The following is a 20,706-nucleotide window of genomic DNA, read 5'->3' as shown; positions in this document are numbered from 1 at the left end:
GAAGGGGGAATTTTTTAAAGCCAGTAAGTAAGGGCATCGACAATTGGCATTCCCTCACCGCCAGCGGCGACTTCTAGCACATAAACAAGCTGACCAAGAAGTAAAAAAGATAGTAGTCCTTTAAATTTGCTCACATTCACACCTCCCATTGGGTTTATTAATTAAAATATATGGACGAGAGGTGTTAATTATGTCACGCTTGAATAGTTAAGGTGTTAATATCGGTAGTACTTACTAAATCCAAATACTTTTTGCATTGGCTTAATTGGTTCGTTTCAAAATAATAGCTGGCGATTTTACAATTGATTTCTGTGAATTTTGAACGGATTCCCTGTTGATTGACAATGTTGTTGGCCTTCATTAAGTAGGCCTCACTTTTGTCAAAATCCTTATAATAATTTCGGTACATGTCGGAAAGGAGTAAGTAAATATCAATAATATTTTCAATTTGCCCTGATACTTCGGCTGCCTCAAGGGCACGAAACAGAAGTTCAATGGCTAAATCCGGCTGTTTTAAATCTCGATAGCATTCTGCCAGCTCACATAATAGAAAAGGGGGAATTCTAGAATCGGTGCAATCCATTAAGTCATGGGTTTTGTTAGCGTATTTCAGGGCTTGGTCATATTTGTCCATCTTTCGATATAAAACCGAAAGATTATTATAAGTTAGTGCCAACGTGTTGATTTCTATTTCCTCCGCCTTCATAAGTAGCTTTTCATATAGCCTTTCAGCCCTTTCAAAATTCCCTAAATCCCGGTAGGTACTGGCCTCCATTAAAGTAACCTGATCCTTGGCGTATTCATCGGTGGTTTCCAATTCCTTAAAGCTCTGAATAAATTGAAGCACCAGATCATATCTTTTACCCTTTCTATGACAAATGATAGAATTATAGGTTGTCAGCATTTTAATTCTTTTCAGGTTTGGTAAATTGTTTTCGGCGGCAATGGCAAAGGCCCGGTGATAGTATAAGAGCGCTTCATCGATAAAAAGTTTCATTAAATAACAATTTCCGATACGGTTGTAAATACGAGAAACTTCTATATATTTTTTAGATTCTAAATAGTATTCTAGGCAACTGAAGAAATCCATCAGTGCTTGATTATATTTTGATGTTTGATAATGAAAATCACCTCTTTTCATAAGAACCTTAGACCCATAGTCCTTCATAGACCACTCAGCGGCTAAATTCATAAGCTGGTCAAACATCTCGTAGGTATGGTTGAGATCAACAGGTTTATTATTTTTGATTATGCTATCTATCGATTGCAACTGAGTGTCAATGATTCTTCTTACTTGGTCTTCCTTGGATTCCATCAGAAATTCTGCAGTGATGGTTTTGCCTACATGCTTATAGTACTGATTTAGCCTTCGGGCAATTATTTTAGCCGTTTGGGGACTGAGAACACGTTTTTCATTTTCTATCATACTGATCAGACTTCTGGTAACCTGATTATCCGTTATTTCATCCTGCTTTAAGCCAATATCCCTACGGAGTTTTTTTATTTTTTCACCTGGACTTAAAATATTCAAGATGACCCCTCCCCTTAAAGTTAATAACAATTCTAAATATAATATATATAATATTTAACCAATAATCAATATATCGTGTTAAAACAATCAATTTACTTTAAAAAAAGGTGGTTTATTAAGCCTGCGCCAAGAGTTGAATAATAGTACAAACAAGAGTAGAATATTAATAGTAATAGGAAAGAGGGTGCATAGATGAAGAAAATTAATGTAATGGTAGTATTCGGAGGAAAGTCTGGGGAGCATGATGTGTCTTTAATGTCGGCTGCTTCCATATTACGGGCGATGAATACTGAAAAATACAATATTATTCCCGTGGGGATAACGAAGAATGGCATTTGGAAGCAATGTGAATGTACGATAGAAGAAATTGAGTCTGGTCACTGGGAGAATGGTGTTAATCTGGTTTCAGAGATTCAAAATTCTCAGCAGAATACCTCGCTGCCTGCTCAATTGAATTGCGGACCTTTATCGCTTTCAAGTCAGCAAATCGAAAATATAGATGTGGTTTTTCCTGTTTTACATGGGCCCTTTGGTGAGGATGGTACCATTCAAGGGCTATTGGAAATGATGGGTCTACCCTATGTAGGGGCGGGGGTATTGGCATCAGCCGTAGCAATGGATAAGGGGATGACTAAAAAGCTGCTGGAGGCCTCTGGAATTCCCCAGGCAAATTACTCATTAATTAAGCGAAAGGATTTTCAAAAAAATCCTCATTTTATTGTTGAACAGGTTGAAGCTCAGTTTCAATACCCGGTATTCGTTAAGCCGGCTAACTTAGGCTCCAGTGTAGGCATATCAAAGGCCAAAAATCCTGAACAGCTTATTAAAGCCCTTCAATTGGCTGCGAAATATGATCGAAGGATAATCGTTGAAGAATTTATCAACGGCAGAGAAATAGAATGTGCGGTTTTAGGAAATGATGAGGCGATTGCCTCTATCCCGGCAGAAATCATTCCTTCCCATGAGTTCTATGATTATCAGGATAAATACTTCGATGGTACCAGCCAATATGTTATCCCTGCTCAATTGTCAGACCAGATAATCGAAAAAATCAGGCAAATGGCCGTAGAGGTATATCAATTACTGGATTGTACAGGTTTAGCCCGGGTGGACTTTTTTGTAGAGAGGGGAACTGATCGGATATTGCTTAATGAAGTCAATACGATGCCCGGTTTCACCAAGATCAGCATGTACCCTAAAATGTGGGAGGCCACCGGACTTCCCTACGAAAAACTAATTGACCGTCTGATTGAACTGGCCATCGAGCGCCATCAAGATAGAATTTGAATATTTGAAAATAAAGATTAATAAAAAGGTTGGGAAGATAATGGATAAGCAAATGATTAAGGTTGTAGGGATTCAACGGGATCCTCGGGGCGAAGAAAGTGCCATCGAATTATTTACAGAGGCAAAACGCTATCAAAAAAATAATGCTGTTTACATAGTTTATGAAGAAAGTGAAATATCGGGAATGGAAGGCAGCACCACCACCTTGAAAATTGAGGGCAATAACCGTGTTTCAATGAAACGCTATGGCAGCGCAGACAGCCACATGGTCTTTGAGTTGGGCAGACACTTTAGTGGTGATTATAGAACCCCCTACGGAGATTTTAAGATGGAATTGAAAACCAGGGGATTATCAATTGATTTAAAGGATGATGAAAAAAGGGGTAAAATAGAAATAGATTATGATATGATGATCGTTGGACTGGCGGAAACCCAAAATCGATTAGAAATTACACTTTCATAGAGGATCTAAAGGGGGCGATGGATGATTAATTCATTGCCCCTTTAAAATTTCCTCTTACGGCATAGATTCACATTTAACCATGCACGTTAAAATAAATTACTTACAGCCTATTGAATACCCAAGGTACCATTGAAGAATAGAAGAATTGCCAATACACCGCAGACTCCCAAAGTAATGGCATAGAACCTTTCTTTTCCTGGGAACGCTTCCTTTTCTCCTGCTTCTTTCCTTGCTCTGTAATAAAAATAAAGGCCAGGTAAATACATCATCAAAATAATGAACATATCCTTTAGGGCAATGAAAAGAATGGACCAGATTTGAAATGCACTGGCAATTAATCCAATGACCAATTGGCTTAAGTTTCTGTCTTTAAAGGATATCTTAATTTGATAAAGTCCTAGAAATAACCAGGTCATAAAAATTGATACGGTTCCAAGGGTATAGGCGAAGTGATAGGCCTTATCAGTGAAGGATACGGTTAAAATAAAGATGTTGGTAATAATGGTTGTCAGGACTAGTGCACCTGTAGGGGCTCCATTCTTGTTTAATTTGCCCCATTTTTTAGGGAGTAAGCCATTATTGGCCATAGACTGCATGGTTTCAGAGGGCAGAATTGTCCAGGAAAGCCAGACTCCCAGAAGGGAAATAATTAATCCCACATTAATTAAAATGCCCCCCCATTTTCCTACAATCAATTCAAAAACATAGCCCATTGCAGGCTGCCTGGAAATGGCTTGAAGCTCAGCCTGGCTCAAAACGCCAAAGGGAAGCATAGAAGCAAGTATATAAACCAGCAACAGGCCAATTAAACCTAAAACAGTGGCTTTACCGACATCTGATTTTTTCTTTGCTCGGGAGCCGACTACAGAAGCCCCTTCAATACCAACGAAGACCCAAAGCATAACCATAATACAGCTTAAGACCTGGTCTTTAAAGGTAACAGCAACACCTGCTTCATTGACCAGGTTGCGGCCAGAGAAGTTCTCAAAGAAAACGTTGCTGTCAAAAACGATTATCGAAACTACAATAAAAATAAATAGAGGAACTAATTTAGCAAAGGTTGCTATAGCATTGAGTATACTGGCATTTTCTACACCTCGATTTACTAAATATGCCATAAACCATAAAACAATTGTTGCAAAAATAACGGAAGGAATATTTTGTCCTCCTTCAAAGATGGGTATAAAATAACCAATGGCACTCATTAAAAGCATAGCGAAGGCCACGTTTCCAAGCCAACAGGTAATCCAATAGCCCCATCCACTGACGAATCCTGCAAACTTACCGAACCCTGCTTGAGCATAGCCGAACATTCCACCCTCTAAGTCAGGCTTTTTTCTAATAATATTATTAATAGATAGTGATAAGGCCAACATTGAAGTTCCTACCAGCAGCCAGGCAAACAAAGCTGGGCCTGGTGCAGAACCAGATAGATCTGCCATCATACCAAAAATGCCACCACCAATGGCAGAACCCACAACAAGACCAGCTAAACCAATTATACCAATACCTTTTTGTTGATTATCAACAAGCTGTTGACTATTTTCCATGCATATTGCCTCCTCATACAAATTTGTTTTGGGGGTCATTTTCTGCTCCCCTTGTGCCCATTACAATATCATGGTTCCCTTTGGATTTTTGTCCATAGATTTCATTTCGAGTACCGGATCATTACAGAGCCTCTTAAAATGACCCTTCCCTGCTCGATGAATGAAATCGATTTCCCGTTGCCTGTAGGTAGCTGTGTCTTGTTTTTTCCATAGGCCATTGTACTTTTCTGGTTCCTTAGGCAGGGCTTGCTCTTCATTCCTGATGGGAATGAAGAATCTGATTGGCTGACCTAGATGCTTGACAGACATTCTTGACTAATACTATAGCTTAATTTCAGTTCAAAAAGTAAAAAGAAAAGGAATGATCATTATTCCTTTCTTTAATGATTATTTGATTGGCCTTTAAGGAATGGTAAAATGATAAAAAAAGAGCGGGAGGCAAAGTAGAGGGTAACGGAATCATCCCCAATTAATCAGCACTTTACTGTTTTTATTAAACTGGGCTTGCTTTAAAATTAAATCATAACAGTTGATTATATGATTATCGTAAGCTGTGGATTTGTTTCGAACTACATGGATAGGCTCTTCCTTGGTCAGGGTTTCTAATATGACAATTTCCTCTGATTGTATAAATTGTTGCAGCCTTCCTGACCTGACAATCCCCAGTATGTCTGCTTGAAGAATTGCTTCTTGGGTAATTTCATCGCTGCTGCAATGAATAATGGTGGGTTGATTCAAATACTTATCAAAAAAATTGTGGTAGTTAAACTTTTCTGCTTGATCAATAATGACAGGGTATTTTTCTAAATAATACTTTAAATCCTGGTTTGCTGCGTAGTTCTTTTTAGAAATACAAATACACATCCCTTCGTAGCCAATACAATCATGAATTAAATCAGAGGATGTTATTATTCCCGAAACAATACCCAAATCAATTTCCTTTTTTAATAGCTTTCTAATGGTACTCTCATTGCTAGAGGCATTAATTTCAAAGGTGATTGTCGGGTCCAGTCTAATCATTTCCTTGATTACAGGAATAAAGTAACGAAAGCCATAATAGTCATGGCCCTGAAACTTAATGGTACGCTTGGCCCCTTGTTTAGGGGAAATATCATAGGTCATATTTATTTCTCTGATAATATTAATGGTATGCTTGTATAAACGCTCTCCTGCATGGGTTAATACATACTTCCCGTTATGCTTTGTAAGTAATACTGTTCCCAGTTCATCCTCAAGGCTTTTAATATGCTTTGTTACGGTAGGCTGAGAATAATTCAACTTGATGGCGGCCCGTGTCAAGTTCAATTCCTCTGCAACTACCAAAAAGGTCTGTAAGGTACGAATCTCCATTTTGACTTCCCCCTTGCATGTCATTTAATTCCCACATAATTATAATATATGATAAAAGAACATTTGCCAATTAAGTAATATAATGGTATCAATAAACCTGGTGATTGTAGGTTATTGAACCATATCAATCTAAGGGGGAACAAAGTTTAAATCCTTGCGTCTAATGATTGAATACCACTTAAAAGGAGGGTCAAAATATGAAAAAAAGAGTTGCATGGGTGATTATAGCATCCCTAGTGGCAACAGGGGCCTTGACAGGATGCAGCACTCGGCCTCCTGAAGAAAGTCAGATAAAACAGGAACAAGATCGGGAGCAGGAAAATCCAGAAAATGAAACCCGGCTATCCGAATCAAAGGAACAAACAATTGAAATAGAAGGAATGGAGGAAACCGTTGTATCTTATTATTACAATGGCGGTATTTTTAAAACCTATGTTCCAGAGGATTTAATTGTTGAAAATGCCAGCTCTGGCGAAGGAGATGTCTATTGGTTCTATGCCAATTATAATAATGAGAAAAAAGACGATGTATACCTGCAGCTATTTTTCTTCCCAGAGACCATAAAGGAGCAGCCCCAAATGGTTGGAGAAGGGGGAATGCTGACCCTTCAAGGGTTCGACGGTGAGGCTGTTGAAGCCGAAAATCGCCTGAAGGATTGGTCGATTGAAGAGTACCATGGAAATAACGGTGAAGCCTATGCTTATTTAGGAAAGCATCATGACAGGTATTTTGTTTTTATTTTAAGGCATCCGGGGGAATTCGCCGAGGGTTTTGTACCTAGAGCCAGCTTGGTAATGGAAAATTTATATTGGTCAGACGATAAACCTTTAGAAGAATAAACATTGAAATATTATAAAGGTCCCTTAGATCAGCAGCAGGGTAGCTTAACCAGAACCCTTTACAGTTAGCGATCTGGGGGCTTCTTTGTATTGAAGGACAAATGTTAAGCCAGAAGGAAACATTTAACTAAAGCCCGATGAAAGAGGATGAAAAAAGCAGATTAATTTGACTCTATTCAATGAAAATAATATATATAAAAAAATTAATTTTCAAAAAAAGATTGCATTTCTATTTAATTATGGGTATAATACTTCTAAATATAAAAAGCCATTCATGAAAATGCATTGATGGGGAGAGTAAGTACAAAGTGTGGCGTCGAAGCGAGTTGGGGATGGTGAAAGCCCAATACAAAGCCTGTACTGAAGAACACCCCTGAGCAGCTAACCGAAATCCCCCGTGGGAGAGTAGACTTAGTCGGTCGCTGACCGTTATATCAGCTAGGTATCGATACACTGTGTCCGTACTGATTAAGAGAGCCTTATTAAGGCTAACTAGGGTGGCACCGCGAGAAGCCAACAGAATCCCGTCCCTATACCAATGGTATAGGAGCGGGTTTTTTTATTGCCCTAAATTAAAGAATGGACTAAAGGAGAGCTGAAGGAGGGAATTTTTATGCAGCGAAGCTATGTACAAGATGTTAGCGAGAAAATTGGTGAAGAAGTACTGGTAAAGGGATGGATTCATAAAATTTATGACATAGGTCAAATCAGTTTTGTACAATTAAGAGACAAAACCGGCATTTTACAGCTGGTGGTGGAAAAGGACTTAAGGGAGGGTCTGAGGCTTGAAATGGCCATTGAAGCCCGGGGTGTCAGCCATTTAAATGAAAAGGCTCCTGGTGGTGTTGAAATTCAGGTAAGCAGCCTTACTGTAGTGGGAAATGCCCATTACGATACTTTGCCCTTCCCTATTAACAACGGAGCCGTAAAGGCCAATCTTGAAACCCAATTGAATCATCGAAGCATCAGCCTTCGGTCCCCAAGGGTCAGGGCACCCTTTAAGGTTCAGGAGGAAATTGTTGAGGCCTTTAGAAGTTTTTTAAAGGCCAGACACTTTACTGAAATCCACACACCCAAGCTAATTGCCTCGGGAACCGAGGGAGGCTCTGAAATGTTTACGGTAAATTACTTTGATACTAGGGCCTTTTTAGCCCAAAGTCCCCAGTTTTATAAGCAAATGATGGTGGGGGCAGGCTTTGAACGGGTTTTTGAGGTAGGCCATGCCTATCGGGCAGAGCTTCATAATACCTGGCGACACTTAAATGAATATGTCAGCCTCGATATAGAAATGGGTTTTATTGAAAGCGAAGAAGATATTATGGACTTAGAAGAGGCCTTCTTGAAATATTTAATGGGGCATTTGAATAAGACCTGTGAAAAGGAATTAAAGCTATTTGGAATTGAACTGCCTGAAATTAAATCTATTCCCAGAATTCCCTTATCCGAGGCACAGCAGGTTTTGCTGGATCAATACGGAAAGAAGTCACCAGTAGGGAACATTGATGCTGAGGGGGAAATGCTTTTTTCCCAATATGTGAAAGAGGTTTACCAAAGTGATTTTGTATTTTTAACAAAATATCCGGCGGCTAAAAGGCCCGTTTATACCATGCCTGATGAGGCATTACCCGGCATGACCAAGAGCTTTGACCTGATTTATAAAGGGCTTGAAATCACCACAGGGGGTCAAAGAATTCATGATTACGAGGCCCTGAAGGCCAACATGGTGGAATTTGGCTTAAACCCCGAGGACTTTGATTTTTATGTTGATAGCTTTAAATATGGCATGCCGCCCCATGGAGGTTTAGCCATAGGCCTGGAGCGGATCACCATGAAGCTCCTTGAATTGGATAACATACGTCAGGCAACCCTATTACCAAGGGATTTAAAGAGAATAACACCATAGGAGGGAGCAAGGATGGAAATTACAAGGGAAGAGGTTCAATATATTGCTAAGCTGGCAAAGCTAAGGCTGACAGAGGCTGAAGCGGAAAAAATGGCAAAGGAATTTGAGGCCATACTGGGTCACTTTCAATCAATTGATAGGTTAGAGCTTAATGATTCCAAGGCTGTCGATCTGAAACCGGTGCAACAGACGGTATTAAGGGAGGATCAGGCAACTATTTTTAAAGATAAGAAAAAACTCTTTAAAAATGCGAAAAAAGTGCGGCAGGGCTACATTGAAGTACCCAGGATTATTGAATAGGGAGGTGGCAGTATGCAAATAGAAACCATGACCGTAGAGGCCATAAGGACAGGAATTATTGAGAGAACCTTCACCGCAGAAGCGGTGGTGAAGGCAACATTAAAGCAAATTAAGGAAGTAGAGCCTCGAATAGATGGGTTTATTACCCTTTGTGAAGAAGAGGCATTAATCGCCGCAAAAAAAATAGATGAAAGGGCTGCCAGGGGTGAAAGCTTGGGCAAGCTGGCGGGAGTACCAATTGCATTGAAGGATAATATCTGTACCGATGGGATTTTGACCACCTGTGCTTCTAAGATGCTGGAAGATTTTATTCCACCCTACGATGCTACTGTGGTAAAGCGGCTAAAGGAAGCCGATGCCATTATTATAGGTAAAACTAACATGGATGAGTTTGCCATGGGGTCAACCAATGAAAATTCTGCCTTTAAAAGAACCAAAAACCCATGGGATCAAGATCGGGTGCCAGGAGGATCATCGGGAGGCTCGGCTGCAGTGGTGGGGGCAGGAATGGTACCCCTGGCCCTGGGCTCAGATACGGGCGGGTCTATCAGGCAACCGGCCGCCTTCTGCGGTGTGGTGGGGTTAAAGCCAACCTATGGATTAATTTCACGCTTTGGCCTAATTGCCTTTGCTTCCTCCCTGGATCAAATCGGGCCCATTGGAAAAAAAGTTAAAGATTGTGCCCTTGGCCTGGAGGTTTTGCAGGGAAATGATTCCATGGACAGTACCAGCGTCCAGCAGCCCATCGAGACGGATTATCTGAGGGACCTAGACAAAGGGGCAGCAGGCTTGAAAATAGCTGTTGCCAGGGAATTTTTCCAAGAGGGGCTAGACCCTGAAATTTTAGCATCCCTTCAAAAAAGTATAGAATTATTTCAGAAATTGGGTGCTGTTGTAGAAGAAATCTCATTGCCCATTAACCAGGAGGGGCTTTCAGCCTACTACATTATCTCTTCAGCCGAGGCCAGCTCCAACCTGGCACGCTTTGACGGCGTACGCTATGGATACCGGCCGGTGGAATTTGAAAAGCTGGAAGAGTTAATGGAAAAAACCAGAACCGAGGCCTTCGGAGACGAGGTGAAGCGTAGAATTATGCTGGGTACCTATGCTCTTTCCTCTGGCTATTATGATGCCTATTATAATCGGGCCCAGGCTTTAAGAGAAAAAATTATTGAACAGTTTGAAAGGGTTTTTCAGTCCTATGATATAATTTTAAGCCCCACCACCCCCACCTTACCCTATCGGTTGGGTGAGAAGCTGGATAACCCCTTAGAGATGTATTTAGGCGATATCTATACGATTAATGTAAACCTGGCTAAGTTGCCGGCCTTGTCAATGCCCTGCGGCTTTAGTGAAGGTGGTCTGCCCATAGGCCTTCAATTGATTGGCAAAGCCTATACAGAAAAAAAACTGCTTCAAGCTGCCTACGCCCTTGAACAAAGCCTTGATCTTACAGGAAAAAGACCCCAATGGAAGGAGGAGAAATAATGGCTTGGGAAACAATTATTGGTATTGAGGTACATGCAGAGCTGCACACCCAGTCAAAAATCTTTTGTAATTGTCCGACCACCTTTGGGGCCGCTCCCAATGCCCATACCTGCCCCATTTGCCTGGGTTTGCCGGGAACGCTGCCGGTTTTGAATAAAGAGGTGGTTGATTTAGCCATTAAAGCTGGGCTAGCCCTTAATTGTAGTATTAACCTGGTGAACAAAATGGATCGTAAAAATTACTTTTACCCGGACCTGCCAAAGGCCTATCAAATTTCTCAGTATGATCTGCCCATCTGCAAGGAAGGCAGTGTAGAGATTGAGGTGGAAGGGGTCAAAAAAACCATTAGAATTAATCGGATTCACATAGAAGAAGATGCGGGAAAATTGGTGCATCTTGAAGAAGAAGCCGTATCTCTGGTGGATTATAACAGAGTAGGGGTGCCGCTCATTGAAATTGTATCAGAAGCAGACATGCGTTCACCCCAGGAGGCAGTGGCCTATGTGAAAGCCCTTAAGGCGGTACTGGAATATGCCGGGGTTTCTGACTGTCGAATGGAGCAGGGCTCCCTCCGTTGTGATGCCAACATTTCTATCCGAAAAATGGGGCAGACGGAATTAAACTCCAAGGTGGAAATTAAAAATATGAACTCCTTTAAAGAGCTTTTAAGGGCCATGGAAAAGGAGGAAAAACGGCAAAGGGAGCTGTATAGCTTTGGGGAAGGTCACAAGGTTGTTCAGGAAACCCGCCGGTGGGACAGTGGTAAGGGTAGAACCATTCCCATGAGAAGCAAAGAGGATGCCCATGATTATCGGTATTTCCCCGAACCTGATTTAACTCCGATATTGCTTCAGCAGGCCCAGGTGGATGCAATCAAAGCAGATCTACCCGAGCTGCCCGCCGCCAAGGAGGTCAGATTTGTTGAGCAATACCAATTGACTGAAAAGGAAGTAGCCATACTGGTAGGCAATAAGGCCTTAAGTCAGTTCTATGAAGGGGTTGTAAAGGGCGGTGCTAATCCTAAGATTGCTGCCAATTGGGTCTTGGGGGACCTGCTAAGGCTCTTGAAGGAACAGGAGCAGGAGGATGTTATTCCTTTGAAAGAGGCTGACCTGGTAGCCTTGCTGAAGCTGATTGACGAGGGTAAGATCAGCGGTAAGATAGGAAAAGAGGTCTTTGAAGAAATGTTTATGACTGGCAAGGACCCCATGTCTATTGTGGAGGAAAAAGGCCTAAGCCAAATCAGCGGTACCGATGTGCTGGAAAAAATAATTGATGAGGTGATGGAGGCTAATCCCCAATCCCTTGAGGATTATTTTTCAGGGAAAACCCAGGCCTTGGGCTATTTAATGGGGCAGGTCATGAAGGCCACTAAGGGCCAGGCCAATCCTCAAATGGCAAAGGAGCTGCTTCAGGAAAAATTAGAGACTCGGAAAAATAGCTAACCTCCTTTTTATGTATGATTTAGCCGAATTTGGATATAAATATTGAAAGATAACTGATATTAACAGATCCAAAGGAGGCGGTTAAGGGTGAAGAAATTAAATATGCTGCTGTTTCAGATATGTCTGATGATGATTGTGACCGCATGTCAGCCTCAGGAGAAGATTCCCTCTGAGGTAGATGAGGGGGAAATTCGGCAGTATACTTACCATGAAATAAATGCGCAAGAAATTACAGGCTTTCAAATTATTCATGATCTGGAAAGAACACCGGTCTTACAGGATGAAGCCCTATTTAAAGAGGTGGCCAATATCCTTCGGGAAACAAGGCCCCTTGAAGAAGGAGCTGCTTCAGAAGAGGTGGTCACAGAACAGGGAATGGTGGTTTATTTAAAGGAAGAAAGGGAAGAAAGTAAAGAGCTGGTGATTTATCTGGCAGAGCAGAATCAGCGGCTGACCCTTGGGCCCACGGGTATGGAATATGTTATAGAATCTAAAGCCCTTCGGGATTTTATTACCCGGGATTTTCACAGTGAATTTGTCATTGTAGAAGAAGAGGTGCTTCCAGAGGAGGCAAGGGAATGGCTTGAGGGTTTTGGAACGAAAAAGGGGGCCTATGTTTATCAGCATCCTGATGGTACCTATATTAAAATAATTGCTGGCGAAAAGCCCACCGGAGGCTATTCCATCAAGGTGACGGACTACGATCAAGAGGCTTACCCCAGGAGAATTACCATCGAGGAGGTTACGCCTGGGGCGGAAGATACAAACACCCAGGCCCTTACCTATCCAGAGGTGATGGTTAGGGTTAAATCAGACCAAGCCTCTCAGTATCAAGTGGTCACCATTGATGGGGAAAAATATGAAATGGAAGAAAAATTAATTTTTGCCGGGTTGGAAAAGCCCGAAAAAAATAGTGAAATAACAAGCCCCCTTCAGGTAAAGGGAAAAATCATTGCCTTTGAGGGGTCCTTTGTGGTAAGAATAATAGATGCCTCCGGTAAGATTGTTCATGAGGCTGTGGTACAGGCTGAAGCCGGGGGGCCCCAGTGGGGAAGCTTTGATGACGAAATTGTCTTTACAGCTCCAGACTCAGAAACGGGCAGTCTTGAACTGGGGGAATACAGTCAGGAAAACGGATCGTTTCAATTAAGACTTAAAATACCCGTGAGGTTTAAATGATGATTAACATCCCAGAGAACATGCTCTCATTTGTTTCTGGGATGTTTTTTCAATAGTTGTTATTCTGTGGGTACCTCTCATGAAAGATTCCCAAGGGAATAATATATCATTGAATGGTCAAAGATTTTTGTGTTTGATATAATTGAAGGAAAAAGGGGGACATCATTATGGAGGATAAAGCGCAGCAGGAACGGGTTTTAAAGGCTTATCAAATGGGAAAAAAGCGTTATATACTGGTTCATGGAGTTTTAAACTGGGGGATCAGTACAGCTATCATTTATCGAATATTATTGGTATTAACAACCCAAGGCTTTTCAATTGAAAAACTACTGAAGGGTCTTTTCTCTATTGAAACCCTTTACGCCCTAATTATTTTTTGCCCTGTTGGACTTTTATGGGGTCTGTTTATGTTCAAATGGATTGAAAGAAAGGTGAATGAATATGAAGCCCATAAAAAAAAGAAAAAGAGAAAATAGAGCGAAAGAAAAATCCAGCACATGAGTTTTAATACCAGTGCTGGACTCCCTATCATTTTGGTTTTAAGAAGGTTTTTTTAAATTATTATAAACACCGCAAAAGGCACCAAAAAGGATTCCTGTAATGGGGAAAATAACCCAATTGATATGCCAACTACCGTAAACTAGGCCGCTTACAAGGAAAATACATAAGGCAACGGGCCATACAATGGAAGCCACTACACCAATGACCCTGTCTTCTTCTTTCACTTTAACATCAAATTCTTCCTCTTGAAGTAATATGTTGTAGCCTTCCTTTTGAGTACTGGAATAAATTAAAATATAAATCGCCGTGGCGATTAATAGCAATAGGGCCACTACACCATAGATTGTTACCTTCTCACCAAGGGAAGAGGCGGCAATAACAGTAATGGGAGAAATAATACATAGCCCTATACCTATAATGGTACTGATGGTTAGGGTAGGTAAATAATCTTTTTTCCGCTGTTGGATTTCCATTTTAAGCTGGGTGGGCAGATGAAAAACACCATTTTCCAGGTATTGATAGGGTTCTAATTTATTGGAAGAATAAACAAATAGACCAACGGCTACTGTAATCAAGGAAAGTAGAATAATAAGCCCAAGGGTAATACCCAGGCTTGAGGCCGTGCTGCCGGTAAGGCCGATCAATAAAATTAAAATGGCCGGGCCTAATATACAAAAAAATACACCTAAGCCAATACATTTCCCAGATTTCTTTTTAATAAATAAAAAATCCTCTGCTTCATCCTTTGAAACAGTGGGAGCTGCTGGAGGCGTATCTTCCACCTTAATGCCTAATTCATCAATAAGCTCGTCAATGTTGCCAAATTCTGAGATAACAATACCGATGGCTTCATTTTCAGATTTGCCATCATGCTTTAGCTCAAGATATTTTTCCTCCATGCTGTACAAAAGCTCCTGTTTAATGTGAAGTATTTCCTTTGTTTTAGGCAGATTGGCAAAAAGATTGTCCAGATAATTTTGAATAGTTTCCAATTTACTTCATCTCCTTTATAAATCGATTGATAACATCCTTCGTTAAATTCCATTCAGCACATTTTTCCTCATAGTAGGCCAGTCCCTTTGGAGTAATACGATAATAGGTACGTCTTTTTCCAAAGGTTTCATCTAAATAAAAGGCTTCAATATAGCCGTTCTTTTCCAGCCGGTTAAAGGCAGAGTAAAGGGTAGTCTCCTTTATAATGTATTTTTCCTTTGAGTGTTCTCTAATTTTTTTAGAAATTTCATAGCCATAGGATTCACCTTCAAGGAGTATGCAGAGGATAATTGTATCATTGTAGCCTCTAATAACGTCGCTGCTGATCAAAGTCTTTCCTCCTTTACTATTTACTGCACCTGTCGTAGTAATCTAATCTTACCATAATTACTACGACAGATAAAGTAGTTTTTTGAATTTTTTTGTTTTTTATTAAAAAATGTAATTAAAAGCTGTAACGAAAGCCCTGTTTTGGTGACTAATCTATAGAAAGGGGGATTTTCGTGTCTCAAATAGAAAAGCTATATCAACAGTATAGTCAAGATTTATTTAATTATATAATGAGCCTGACACATCATCCGACCCTTTCAGAGGACTTGGTTTCTGAAACCTTTTTGACAGCCATCGGGGCCCTTCCAACCTTTAAAGGAGAATCCTCCATTAAGACATGGCTTTTTGGTATTGCCAGAAATAGATGGTTAAGGCATTTGAAAAGACAACGACCCACTGTAGAATTCAATGACTTGCTTTCTATTTATGTTTTAGATTCTGTTGAAGAAAGTATGATTAACCTGGAAACCCTTAACAGAATAAAAGAAATTCTAGATCAGCGGGATGAAAGAACCCGAACCATTGTCTATATGCGGGCAGAGGGCTACGCCTACAGTGTCATAGCGGCAAAGGCAGGCGTTACTGAAAGCTCTGCCAGGGTCATTGATTTTAGAACAAAAAAATGGCTTAGATCCGTACTGAGAAAGGAGGAACTATTATGACAAGTGAAAATTCCAATATATCCTGCGATGTATGTATGGATTTAATTCCCCTGGTAAAGGATCATGTTGCCAGTGATGATAGTGTCAAACTGGTCTATGATCATATTCAGGTCTGTGAAGACTGCAAAAGGATCTTTCATGAAGATCAGACAGATGAAACAGTCAATTATCAGCTTGATGATCAGAAAATCATTTTCAAAGTAAAAAGAAGCTTATTTTTAATGGGGATGGCACTACTCGTATGTGGTACAATATTGGGGGTTTTTCTGTCTAATACCCAGGGTATGTTTTACAACTTTATTTTAATGCCTGTCATAGGCTGCTTATCTTATCTGATTTTGAAAAAAAAATGGATTTATGGGCCCTTCGGTGTTTTTCTGGCCTCCTATAGTTGGATTCTATTGCAAATGATTTTTGAAGGAAATATACTTGAAGAAGGAGGGCTTCTCATATTATCGGCCCCTTTAATTCTAACTGGTATTTATACGATTCTTACCCTGATAGGAGCAGTAATTGGCGCTTTACTTAAATTTGCCTTGAGAAAAGAGGAAAAGCTATGAATAAGAAAAGAATGGGCTTAAAAATTGGAGCCTTTATATTGGCCATGATATTGATTGGAATAATTGGCTCTCTGGCCAATGCCTTTTTAGGCAATCCCGTTTCGGCGGCCCTGGCCGCTAGGGCCGTAAGAGCCTATGCTGAGGAGCATTATTCTCATCTTGACTTAGTACTTGAAAGACCGGTCTATAATTTTAAGTTTAATGAATATATGGTCAGGGCAAGGTCTAAAACCAGCATCGATACAAGATTTAATATTTCTTATCGTAGGGGTAAAATTATTCGGGATGATTATGATGTCAATGTATTGAGGAAGTATAATACCTTAGCTCGTTTAGAAAAGGAGCTTGAACAGGAAATTACACCGATTTTGGCAGCAATACCTGAGCTTCAAGACCTTGAAGTCAGCCCAATGGTCGAGAAATGGGAATACGAAGAACAGAATGAAGCTGTTCAATTAGATATGGAATATGATCAATCCTTACCCATTGACTTTACCCTCTATATGAATGCTTTCCTAGAGGATGAAACGATGGAAGGAATTGAGGCCATTTTGGTCAGGGTTCATGAAGTGCTGGCCGGGGCAGGCTATGGTTTTACCAGCTATAGCCTGTATCTGAGAGGTGATGAGACTGCAATTAATGTGATTAATGTTACGCCGGATGATATAGAAAGTGGTGAGCTGTTGCACCGATTAGAATTCGCCCTGAACCACCCGCCGGAGGAGGTTGATAAAAAACTGCTAAACCAATCATCTACTGAAGAGGACGATATTGATTATGAGGAAGGGCTTCAGATAAGGATTTACAAAAAAAGTATCAATTAGCAACATTGATAGTTAAACCAAGGGAATATTTTTTCGGTTGGATATGTAGTTGGTGTTTTATATGAGAAACAAGTAGATAGCCACTCAATAAGCAAAAAGAAAAGCCGGCAAACCTGTATTGATATACGGGTGATGCTGGCTTTTCTAACATTAAGTAAGGAAGACCAAAGTTATATTAGGCTCGGTGTACAAGGTAGTTACAATTAAGTATGACTGTTCAGCTCTATGGCAGCCGTGGGTTGAAAATGATCAATATAAATACTGAAGCAGGTAATGGCTAATAATAAAATTAAAGTAGCAATAAAAATATGTATACGTAGTCTTTTCATCCTTTGCCTCCCATCCTTTTAGCAGATATAGTTCATTATAGCCTAAGTTGGGTGGAAATCAAAGGAAAAATGCTTGACATTCCCCGACAGTATCAGAAAGATTAACTTAGATTGCCGCTGATATATTCTTTAATTGACGAATTTAGACAGAAATAATATGATAAGGTGAGATTAAAATTGCCAATAATGGGAGGGAAACCATGAATCAAATACAATTAATTGCCACGGCTGCCTTTGGATTAGAGGCTGTGGTGGCAAGGGAAGTAAAGGCTTTGGGCTACCAGGAGGTGGCGGTGGAAAACGGAAAAGTTACCTTTCAGGGCGACCTTTCTGCCATATGCAGGGGCAATCTCTGGTTAAGGAGCGCCGATCGGGTTTTGGTGAAGCTGGGGGAGTTTAAAGCCCTTACCTTCGATGAACTCTTTGAAAAGACCAAGGCCCTGCCCTGGGAGCAATGGATTCCAGAGGATGGGGAATTCCCTGTGGAGGGGAAATCGGTACGATCAAAGCTTTCCAGCGTGCCAGACTGTCAGGCCATTGTAAAAAAGGCTGTTGTTGAAAAGCTAAAGGCCAAGTATAAGCGGGAATGGTTTGAAGAAACCGCTGCCAAATATCGAATTGAGGTGGCACTCTTAAATGATATGGCTACCCTGACAATAGACACCAGTGGAGCAGGGCTCCACAAGCGGGGCTACAGAACCCTTTCTAATCGTGCCCCCTTAAAGGAGACACTGGCGGCAGGCCTGATTCAACTGAGCTACTGGAATGCAGACCGAGTATTGATTGACCCTTTTTGCGGCTCCGGTACCATTCCTATTGAGGCAGCCTTGATTGGAAAGAATATTGCACCGGGCATTAACAGAAACTTTGCCTCAGAGGAATGGCCTGTGATTCCCCGGGAGCTTTGGCGAGAGGCCCGAAGGGAAACCCATGACCTGGCAATGTTTGACCGCCCCCTTAGGATCTATGGGTCAGACATAGACGGTGAAGTATTGAAGCTGGCCCGGTACCATATAGAAGAGGCCCAGCTGGAGACAGATATTCATGTTCAAAAGCTATCCGTTGCAGAGCTTCGTTCCAGATTTGACTATGGCTGTATCATCTGCAACCCACCCTATGGTGAAAGACTGGGGGAACAAAGGGAGGTAGCAGCACTCTACCGAAAAATGGGTGAGGTTTTTTCAAAGCTTGACACCTGGTCCCATTACATCATAACCTCCCACCCGGAATTTGAAAGTCTTTACGGAAAAAAGGCAGGTCGAAGAAGAAAGCTGTATAACGGAAGAATTGAATGTACATATTATCAATATCCTGGCCCAAGACCACCCCAGGAGTAATGAAAGGCACTGTCTGCAACAATAGAGCAGACAAGTGCTTTTTTGCTATCAAAACTTCAACAATAGTAAATTATGACTGGTATAGCCCATCATAATTTTAATTCAATTTGAAATCTTTTATTAAATCTGATAAAATACTAACAAGAAGTGCCGAAAAATGGGCTTAAAAAGCCGAAAAATGGGCGGTGGGTCTATGAGTAAGATTTTCAATGGCAGAATGATGAAAATGGTACTTGATCAAGTGGTTGAAGGAATTCAAATTATTGATAAAAAGGGGAAAATTCTCTTTTGTAACAGGGCCGCTGCAAGGCTTGACAATGTTAATCAGGAGGAGGCCATTGGCCGTTCCCTCTTAGAAATCTATCCATCCCTCACCCTGGAAACCAGCACCCTGCTGCAGGTCATCAGAACTGGAAAACCCTTAATGAACATTCAGCAAACCTTCGTCAATTACTTAGGAAATAAAATCACCACCATTAATTCTTCCCTTCCCCTTTATGAGGGTGAACGAATTGTGGGGGCCCTGGAAATCTCTCGAGATATCACCGCAGTAAAGGCCCTTTCAGAAAAGGTGGTGGAGCTTCAAAAAAAGCTGTTGAAGGAAAATCCAGCCCATAAAAAAGCGCCCAGGGGAACGGCGAAATATACCCTGGTTGATATCATTGGTCAAAGTCAGGAAATGTTAAGTTTAAAGGCTCGGGCCCTCAAGGCCGCACAAAATCAATCCTCTATCATGGTTCATGGCAGTACGGGAACCGGGAAGGAGCTCATTGTTCAATCGATTCATAATGCCAGCCAAAGAAGAGATAGGCCCTTTATAGCCCAAAACTGTGCCGCCCTGCCTGCTACGCTTTTAGAGGGAATCTTATTTGGTACTGTCAAGGGCAGCTTTACCGGTGCTGAGGATCGACCAGGTCTACTGGAGCTGGCCCATGGCGGAACTCTGTTTCTGGACGAAATTAATTCCATGCCCCTGGAGCTTCAGGCTAAGCTGTTAAGAGTTCTGGAGGAAGCCACCATTAGAAGGATAGGGGATATTCGTACCAGAGAGGTTGATGTTAGAATTATTACTGCTATGAATATGGACCCCTTGGAGGCAGTGGAAAAAGGATATCTTAGAAAGGATTTATACTATCGCTTAAACGTGGTTTCCTTAAGGGTACCCGACCTGAAGGAGCGCCGTGAAGATTTACCTGCTCTGGTAGAGCACTTCATTGATCGGTATAATGAAAGGCTTAAAAAGCAAGTTCAACAGGTCAGCGGCCAGGTATGGAAAATATTTTATCAGTATTCCTGGCCCGGCAATGTCAGAGAGCTGCAGCACGTGATAGAGGGAGCAATGAATGTGTTGGAGGGCTACGAGATTCAAGTAACGGATTTACCCCAGCATTTATATAAAAATCTTGGTCAGGGGGAAAGGCAGCCCACCACTGCCTCCCTTAGAAAAAGTCTTGAGGCCGCAGAAAAAAAAGCCATTGAAGAGGCTCTGCTTCAGGTCAGGGGGAACGTAACCCTGGCGGCTCAACATCTGCAAATACCCAGACAAACATTACAATATAAGATGGCTAAGCATAGCATTAAAAAGGCCCCCTACTGGCAGCATCGTCAGTAAGGTCAATTGGGTAGATTTAGTTGTAGCCTGAAACAGTTCCTATAAGAATTGTTATATTAAAACAATTGCCCAAAATCAGGCGATTGTTTTTTATTTTTTGATGGTTTTTATTCAAAAAATATGCCTTAAAATAATTCAGATTCAGTATTTTCAACGAAAAGCCATTGAAGAGTACTTTCCATGATGAGTGGCATACTATTTGCAGAAGGTAGTTTCAGAAAGC

21 protein-coding genes and 1 other annotated feature are annotated in these 20,706 nt (G+C 41.1%); of the genes, 14 read left to right on the top strand and 7 right to left on the bottom strand.

Going from position 1 to position 20,706, the window contains the following annotated elements; translation table 11 throughout:
* Positions 1 to 193: 193 nt before the first annotated feature.
* Positions 194 to 1,531 carry a helix-turn-helix domain-containing protein gene (locus ACYQ1I_RS04800; protein ID WP_459762898.1) on the bottom strand — a complete coding sequence of 446 codons (1,338 nt, stop codon included), beginning with the start codon at positions 1,529 to 1,531 and terminating at the stop codon, positions 194 to 196.
* 192 nt (positions 1,532 to 1,723) lie between these two features.
* Between ACYQ1I_RS04800 and ACYQ1I_RS04795 the strand changes: the two genes are divergently transcribed.
* A complete protein-coding gene (locus tag ACYQ1I_RS04795; protein WP_459762896.1) occupies positions 1,724 to 2,818 on the top strand; it encodes a D-alanine--D-alanine ligase in 1,095 nt (364 codons plus the stop codon).
* Between the two features lie 40 nt (positions 2,819 to 2,858).
* Positions 2,859 to 3,281 (top strand): YwiB family protein, encoded by a 423-nt coding sequence (locus tag ACYQ1I_RS04790; RefSeq protein ID WP_459762894.1) that lies wholly within the window; start codon positions 2,859 to 2,861, stop codon positions 3,279 to 3,281.
* 107 nt (positions 3,282 to 3,388) lie between these two features.
* Here the strand turns inward: ACYQ1I_RS04790 and ACYQ1I_RS04785 are convergent, their stop codons facing one another.
* The 3 genes from ACYQ1I_RS04785 to ACYQ1I_RS04775 all read right to left on the bottom strand — a co-directional run bounded on the left by ACYQ1I_RS04785 (position 3,389) and on the right by ACYQ1I_RS04775 (position 6,181).
* A complete protein-coding gene (locus ACYQ1I_RS04785) occupies positions 3,389 to 4,831 on the bottom strand; it encodes a basic amino acid/polyamine antiporter (RefSeq protein WP_459762892.1) in 1,443 nt (480 codons plus the stop codon).
* Between the two features lie 60 nt (positions 4,832 to 4,891).
* The gene (locus ACYQ1I_RS04780) at positions 4,892 to 5,140 is read right to left on the bottom strand and encodes a hypothetical protein (RefSeq protein WP_459762890.1); all 249 of its coding nucleotides are present in this window, start codon (positions 5,138 to 5,140) and stop codon (positions 4,892 to 4,894) included.
* Positions 5,141 to 5,290: 150 nt separating this feature from the next.
* Positions 5,291 to 6,181, bottom strand: a complete 891-nt coding sequence (locus ACYQ1I_RS04775) for a LysR family transcriptional regulator (protein WP_459762888.1) — start codon at positions 6,179 to 6,181, stop codon at positions 5,291 to 5,293.
* A gap of 197 nt (positions 6,182 to 6,378) precedes the next feature.
* On the opposite strand from ACYQ1I_RS04775, the gene ACYQ1I_RS04770 reads away from it, so the two are divergent.
* From ACYQ1I_RS04770 to ACYQ1I_RS04740, 7 genes are all read left to right on the top strand, one after another.
* Complete coding sequence (locus ACYQ1I_RS04770) at positions 6,379 to 7,020, top strand: hypothetical protein (RefSeq protein WP_459762886.1); 642 nt, start codon at positions 6,379 to 6,381, stop codon at positions 7,018 to 7,020.
* A 276-nt stretch (positions 7,021 to 7,296) separates the two neighbouring features.
* Positions 7,297 to 7,555, top strand: a binding site (T-box leader).
* A gap of 78 nt (positions 7,556 to 7,633) precedes the next feature.
* Positions 7,634 to 8,923 carry an aspartate--tRNA(Asn) ligase gene (gene aspS, locus ACYQ1I_RS04765; RefSeq protein WP_459762885.1) on the top strand — a complete coding sequence of 430 codons (1,290 nt, stop codon included), beginning with the start codon at positions 7,634 to 7,636 and terminating at the stop codon, positions 8,921 to 8,923.
* 12 nt (positions 8,924 to 8,935) lie between these two features.
* Positions 8,936 to 9,223 (top strand): Asp-tRNA(Asn)/Glu-tRNA(Gln) amidotransferase subunit GatC, encoded by a 288-nt coding sequence (gene gatC, locus ACYQ1I_RS04760; RefSeq protein ID WP_459762883.1) that lies wholly within the window; start codon positions 8,936 to 8,938, stop codon positions 9,221 to 9,223.
* A 12-nt stretch (positions 9,224 to 9,235) separates the two neighbouring features.
* A complete protein-coding gene (gene gatA, locus ACYQ1I_RS04755) occupies positions 9,236 to 10,711 on the top strand; it encodes an Asp-tRNA(Asn)/Glu-tRNA(Gln) amidotransferase subunit GatA (protein ID WP_459762881.1) in 1,476 nt (491 codons plus the stop codon).
* On the top strand, positions 10,711 to 12,156 hold the full coding sequence (gene gatB, locus ACYQ1I_RS04750; protein WP_459762879.1) for an Asp-tRNA(Asn)/Glu-tRNA(Gln) amidotransferase subunit GatB: 1,446 nt from the start codon (positions 10,711 to 10,713) through the stop codon (positions 12,154 to 12,156). Before gatA ends, gatB begins: the two co-directional genes overlap by 1 nt.
* Positions 12,157 to 12,243: 87 nt before the next feature.
* Positions 12,244 to 13,335, top strand: coding sequence for a Gmad2 immunoglobulin-like domain-containing protein (locus tag ACYQ1I_RS04745; RefSeq protein WP_459762877.1), 1,092 nt, complete (start codon positions 12,244 to 12,246; stop codon positions 13,333 to 13,335).
* 167 nt (positions 13,336 to 13,502) lie between these two features.
* Positions 13,503 to 13,811 carry a hypothetical protein gene (locus ACYQ1I_RS04740; RefSeq protein WP_459762875.1) on the top strand — a complete coding sequence of 103 codons (309 nt, stop codon included), beginning with the start codon at positions 13,503 to 13,505 and terminating at the stop codon, positions 13,809 to 13,811.
* A gap of 63 nt (positions 13,812 to 13,874) precedes the next feature.
* Here the strand turns inward: ACYQ1I_RS04740 and ACYQ1I_RS04735 are convergent, their stop codons facing one another.
* Positions 13,875 to 14,828: a permease prefix domain 1-containing protein gene (locus ACYQ1I_RS04735; protein ID WP_459762873.1), complete on the bottom strand. Its 954-nt coding sequence runs from the start codon at positions 14,826 to 14,828 to the stop codon at positions 13,875 to 13,877.
* 1 nt (position 14,829) lies between these two features.
* Positions 14,830 to 15,159, bottom strand: a complete 330-nt coding sequence (locus tag ACYQ1I_RS04730; protein ID WP_459762871.1) for a PadR family transcriptional regulator — start codon at positions 15,157 to 15,159, stop codon at positions 14,830 to 14,832.
* Between the two features lie 173 nt (positions 15,160 to 15,332).
* Between ACYQ1I_RS04730 and ACYQ1I_RS04725 the strand changes: the two genes are divergently transcribed.
* The 3 genes from ACYQ1I_RS04725 to ACYQ1I_RS04715 are packed head-to-tail and all read left to right on the top strand — an operon-like array spanning position 15,333 to position 17,205.
* On the top strand, positions 15,333 to 15,821 hold the full coding sequence (locus tag ACYQ1I_RS04725; RefSeq protein WP_459762869.1) for an RNA polymerase sigma factor: 489 nt from the start codon (positions 15,333 to 15,335) through the stop codon (positions 15,819 to 15,821).
* Positions 15,818 to 16,381, top strand: coding sequence for a zf-HC2 domain-containing protein (locus ACYQ1I_RS04720; protein ID WP_459762867.1), 564 nt, complete (start codon positions 15,818 to 15,820; stop codon positions 16,379 to 16,381). Before ACYQ1I_RS04725 ends, ACYQ1I_RS04720 begins: the two co-directional genes overlap by 4 nt.
* Positions 16,378 to 17,205 carry a YfjL-like protein gene (locus tag ACYQ1I_RS04715; protein ID WP_459762865.1) on the top strand — a complete coding sequence of 276 codons (828 nt, stop codon included), beginning with the start codon at positions 16,378 to 16,380 and terminating at the stop codon, positions 17,203 to 17,205. The genes ACYQ1I_RS04720 and ACYQ1I_RS04715 overlap by 4 nt, the downstream gene beginning before the upstream one ends.
* 203 nt (positions 17,206 to 17,408) lie before the next feature.
* Here the strand turns inward: ACYQ1I_RS04715 and ACYQ1I_RS04710 are convergent, their stop codons facing one another.
* Entirely contained in the window at positions 17,409 to 17,534 is a 126-nt protein-coding gene (locus ACYQ1I_RS04710; RefSeq protein ID WP_459762863.1) for a hypothetical protein, read from the bottom strand.
* Between the two features lie 200 nt (positions 17,535 to 17,734).
* On the opposite strand from ACYQ1I_RS04710, the gene ACYQ1I_RS04705 reads away from it, so the two are divergent.
* Together ACYQ1I_RS04705 and ACYQ1I_RS04700 are read left to right on the top strand one after the other, a co-directional pair.
* Entirely contained in the window at positions 17,735 to 18,871 is a 1,137-nt protein-coding gene (locus ACYQ1I_RS04705) for a THUMP domain-containing class I SAM-dependent RNA methyltransferase (RefSeq protein ID WP_459762861.1), read from the top strand.
* 193 nt (positions 18,872 to 19,064) lie between these two features.
* On the top strand, positions 19,065 to 20,483 hold the full coding sequence (locus ACYQ1I_RS04700; protein WP_459762859.1) for a sigma-54 interaction domain-containing protein: 1,419 nt from the start codon (positions 19,065 to 19,067) through the stop codon (positions 20,481 to 20,483).
* Positions 20,484 to 20,706 lie beyond the last annotated feature (223 nt).

Source organism: Alkaliphilus crotonatoxidans (assembly GCF_054658015.1).
Note: the sequence above shows the minus strand (reverse complement) of the source record. Positions and strands in the feature narration are given on the sequence as shown.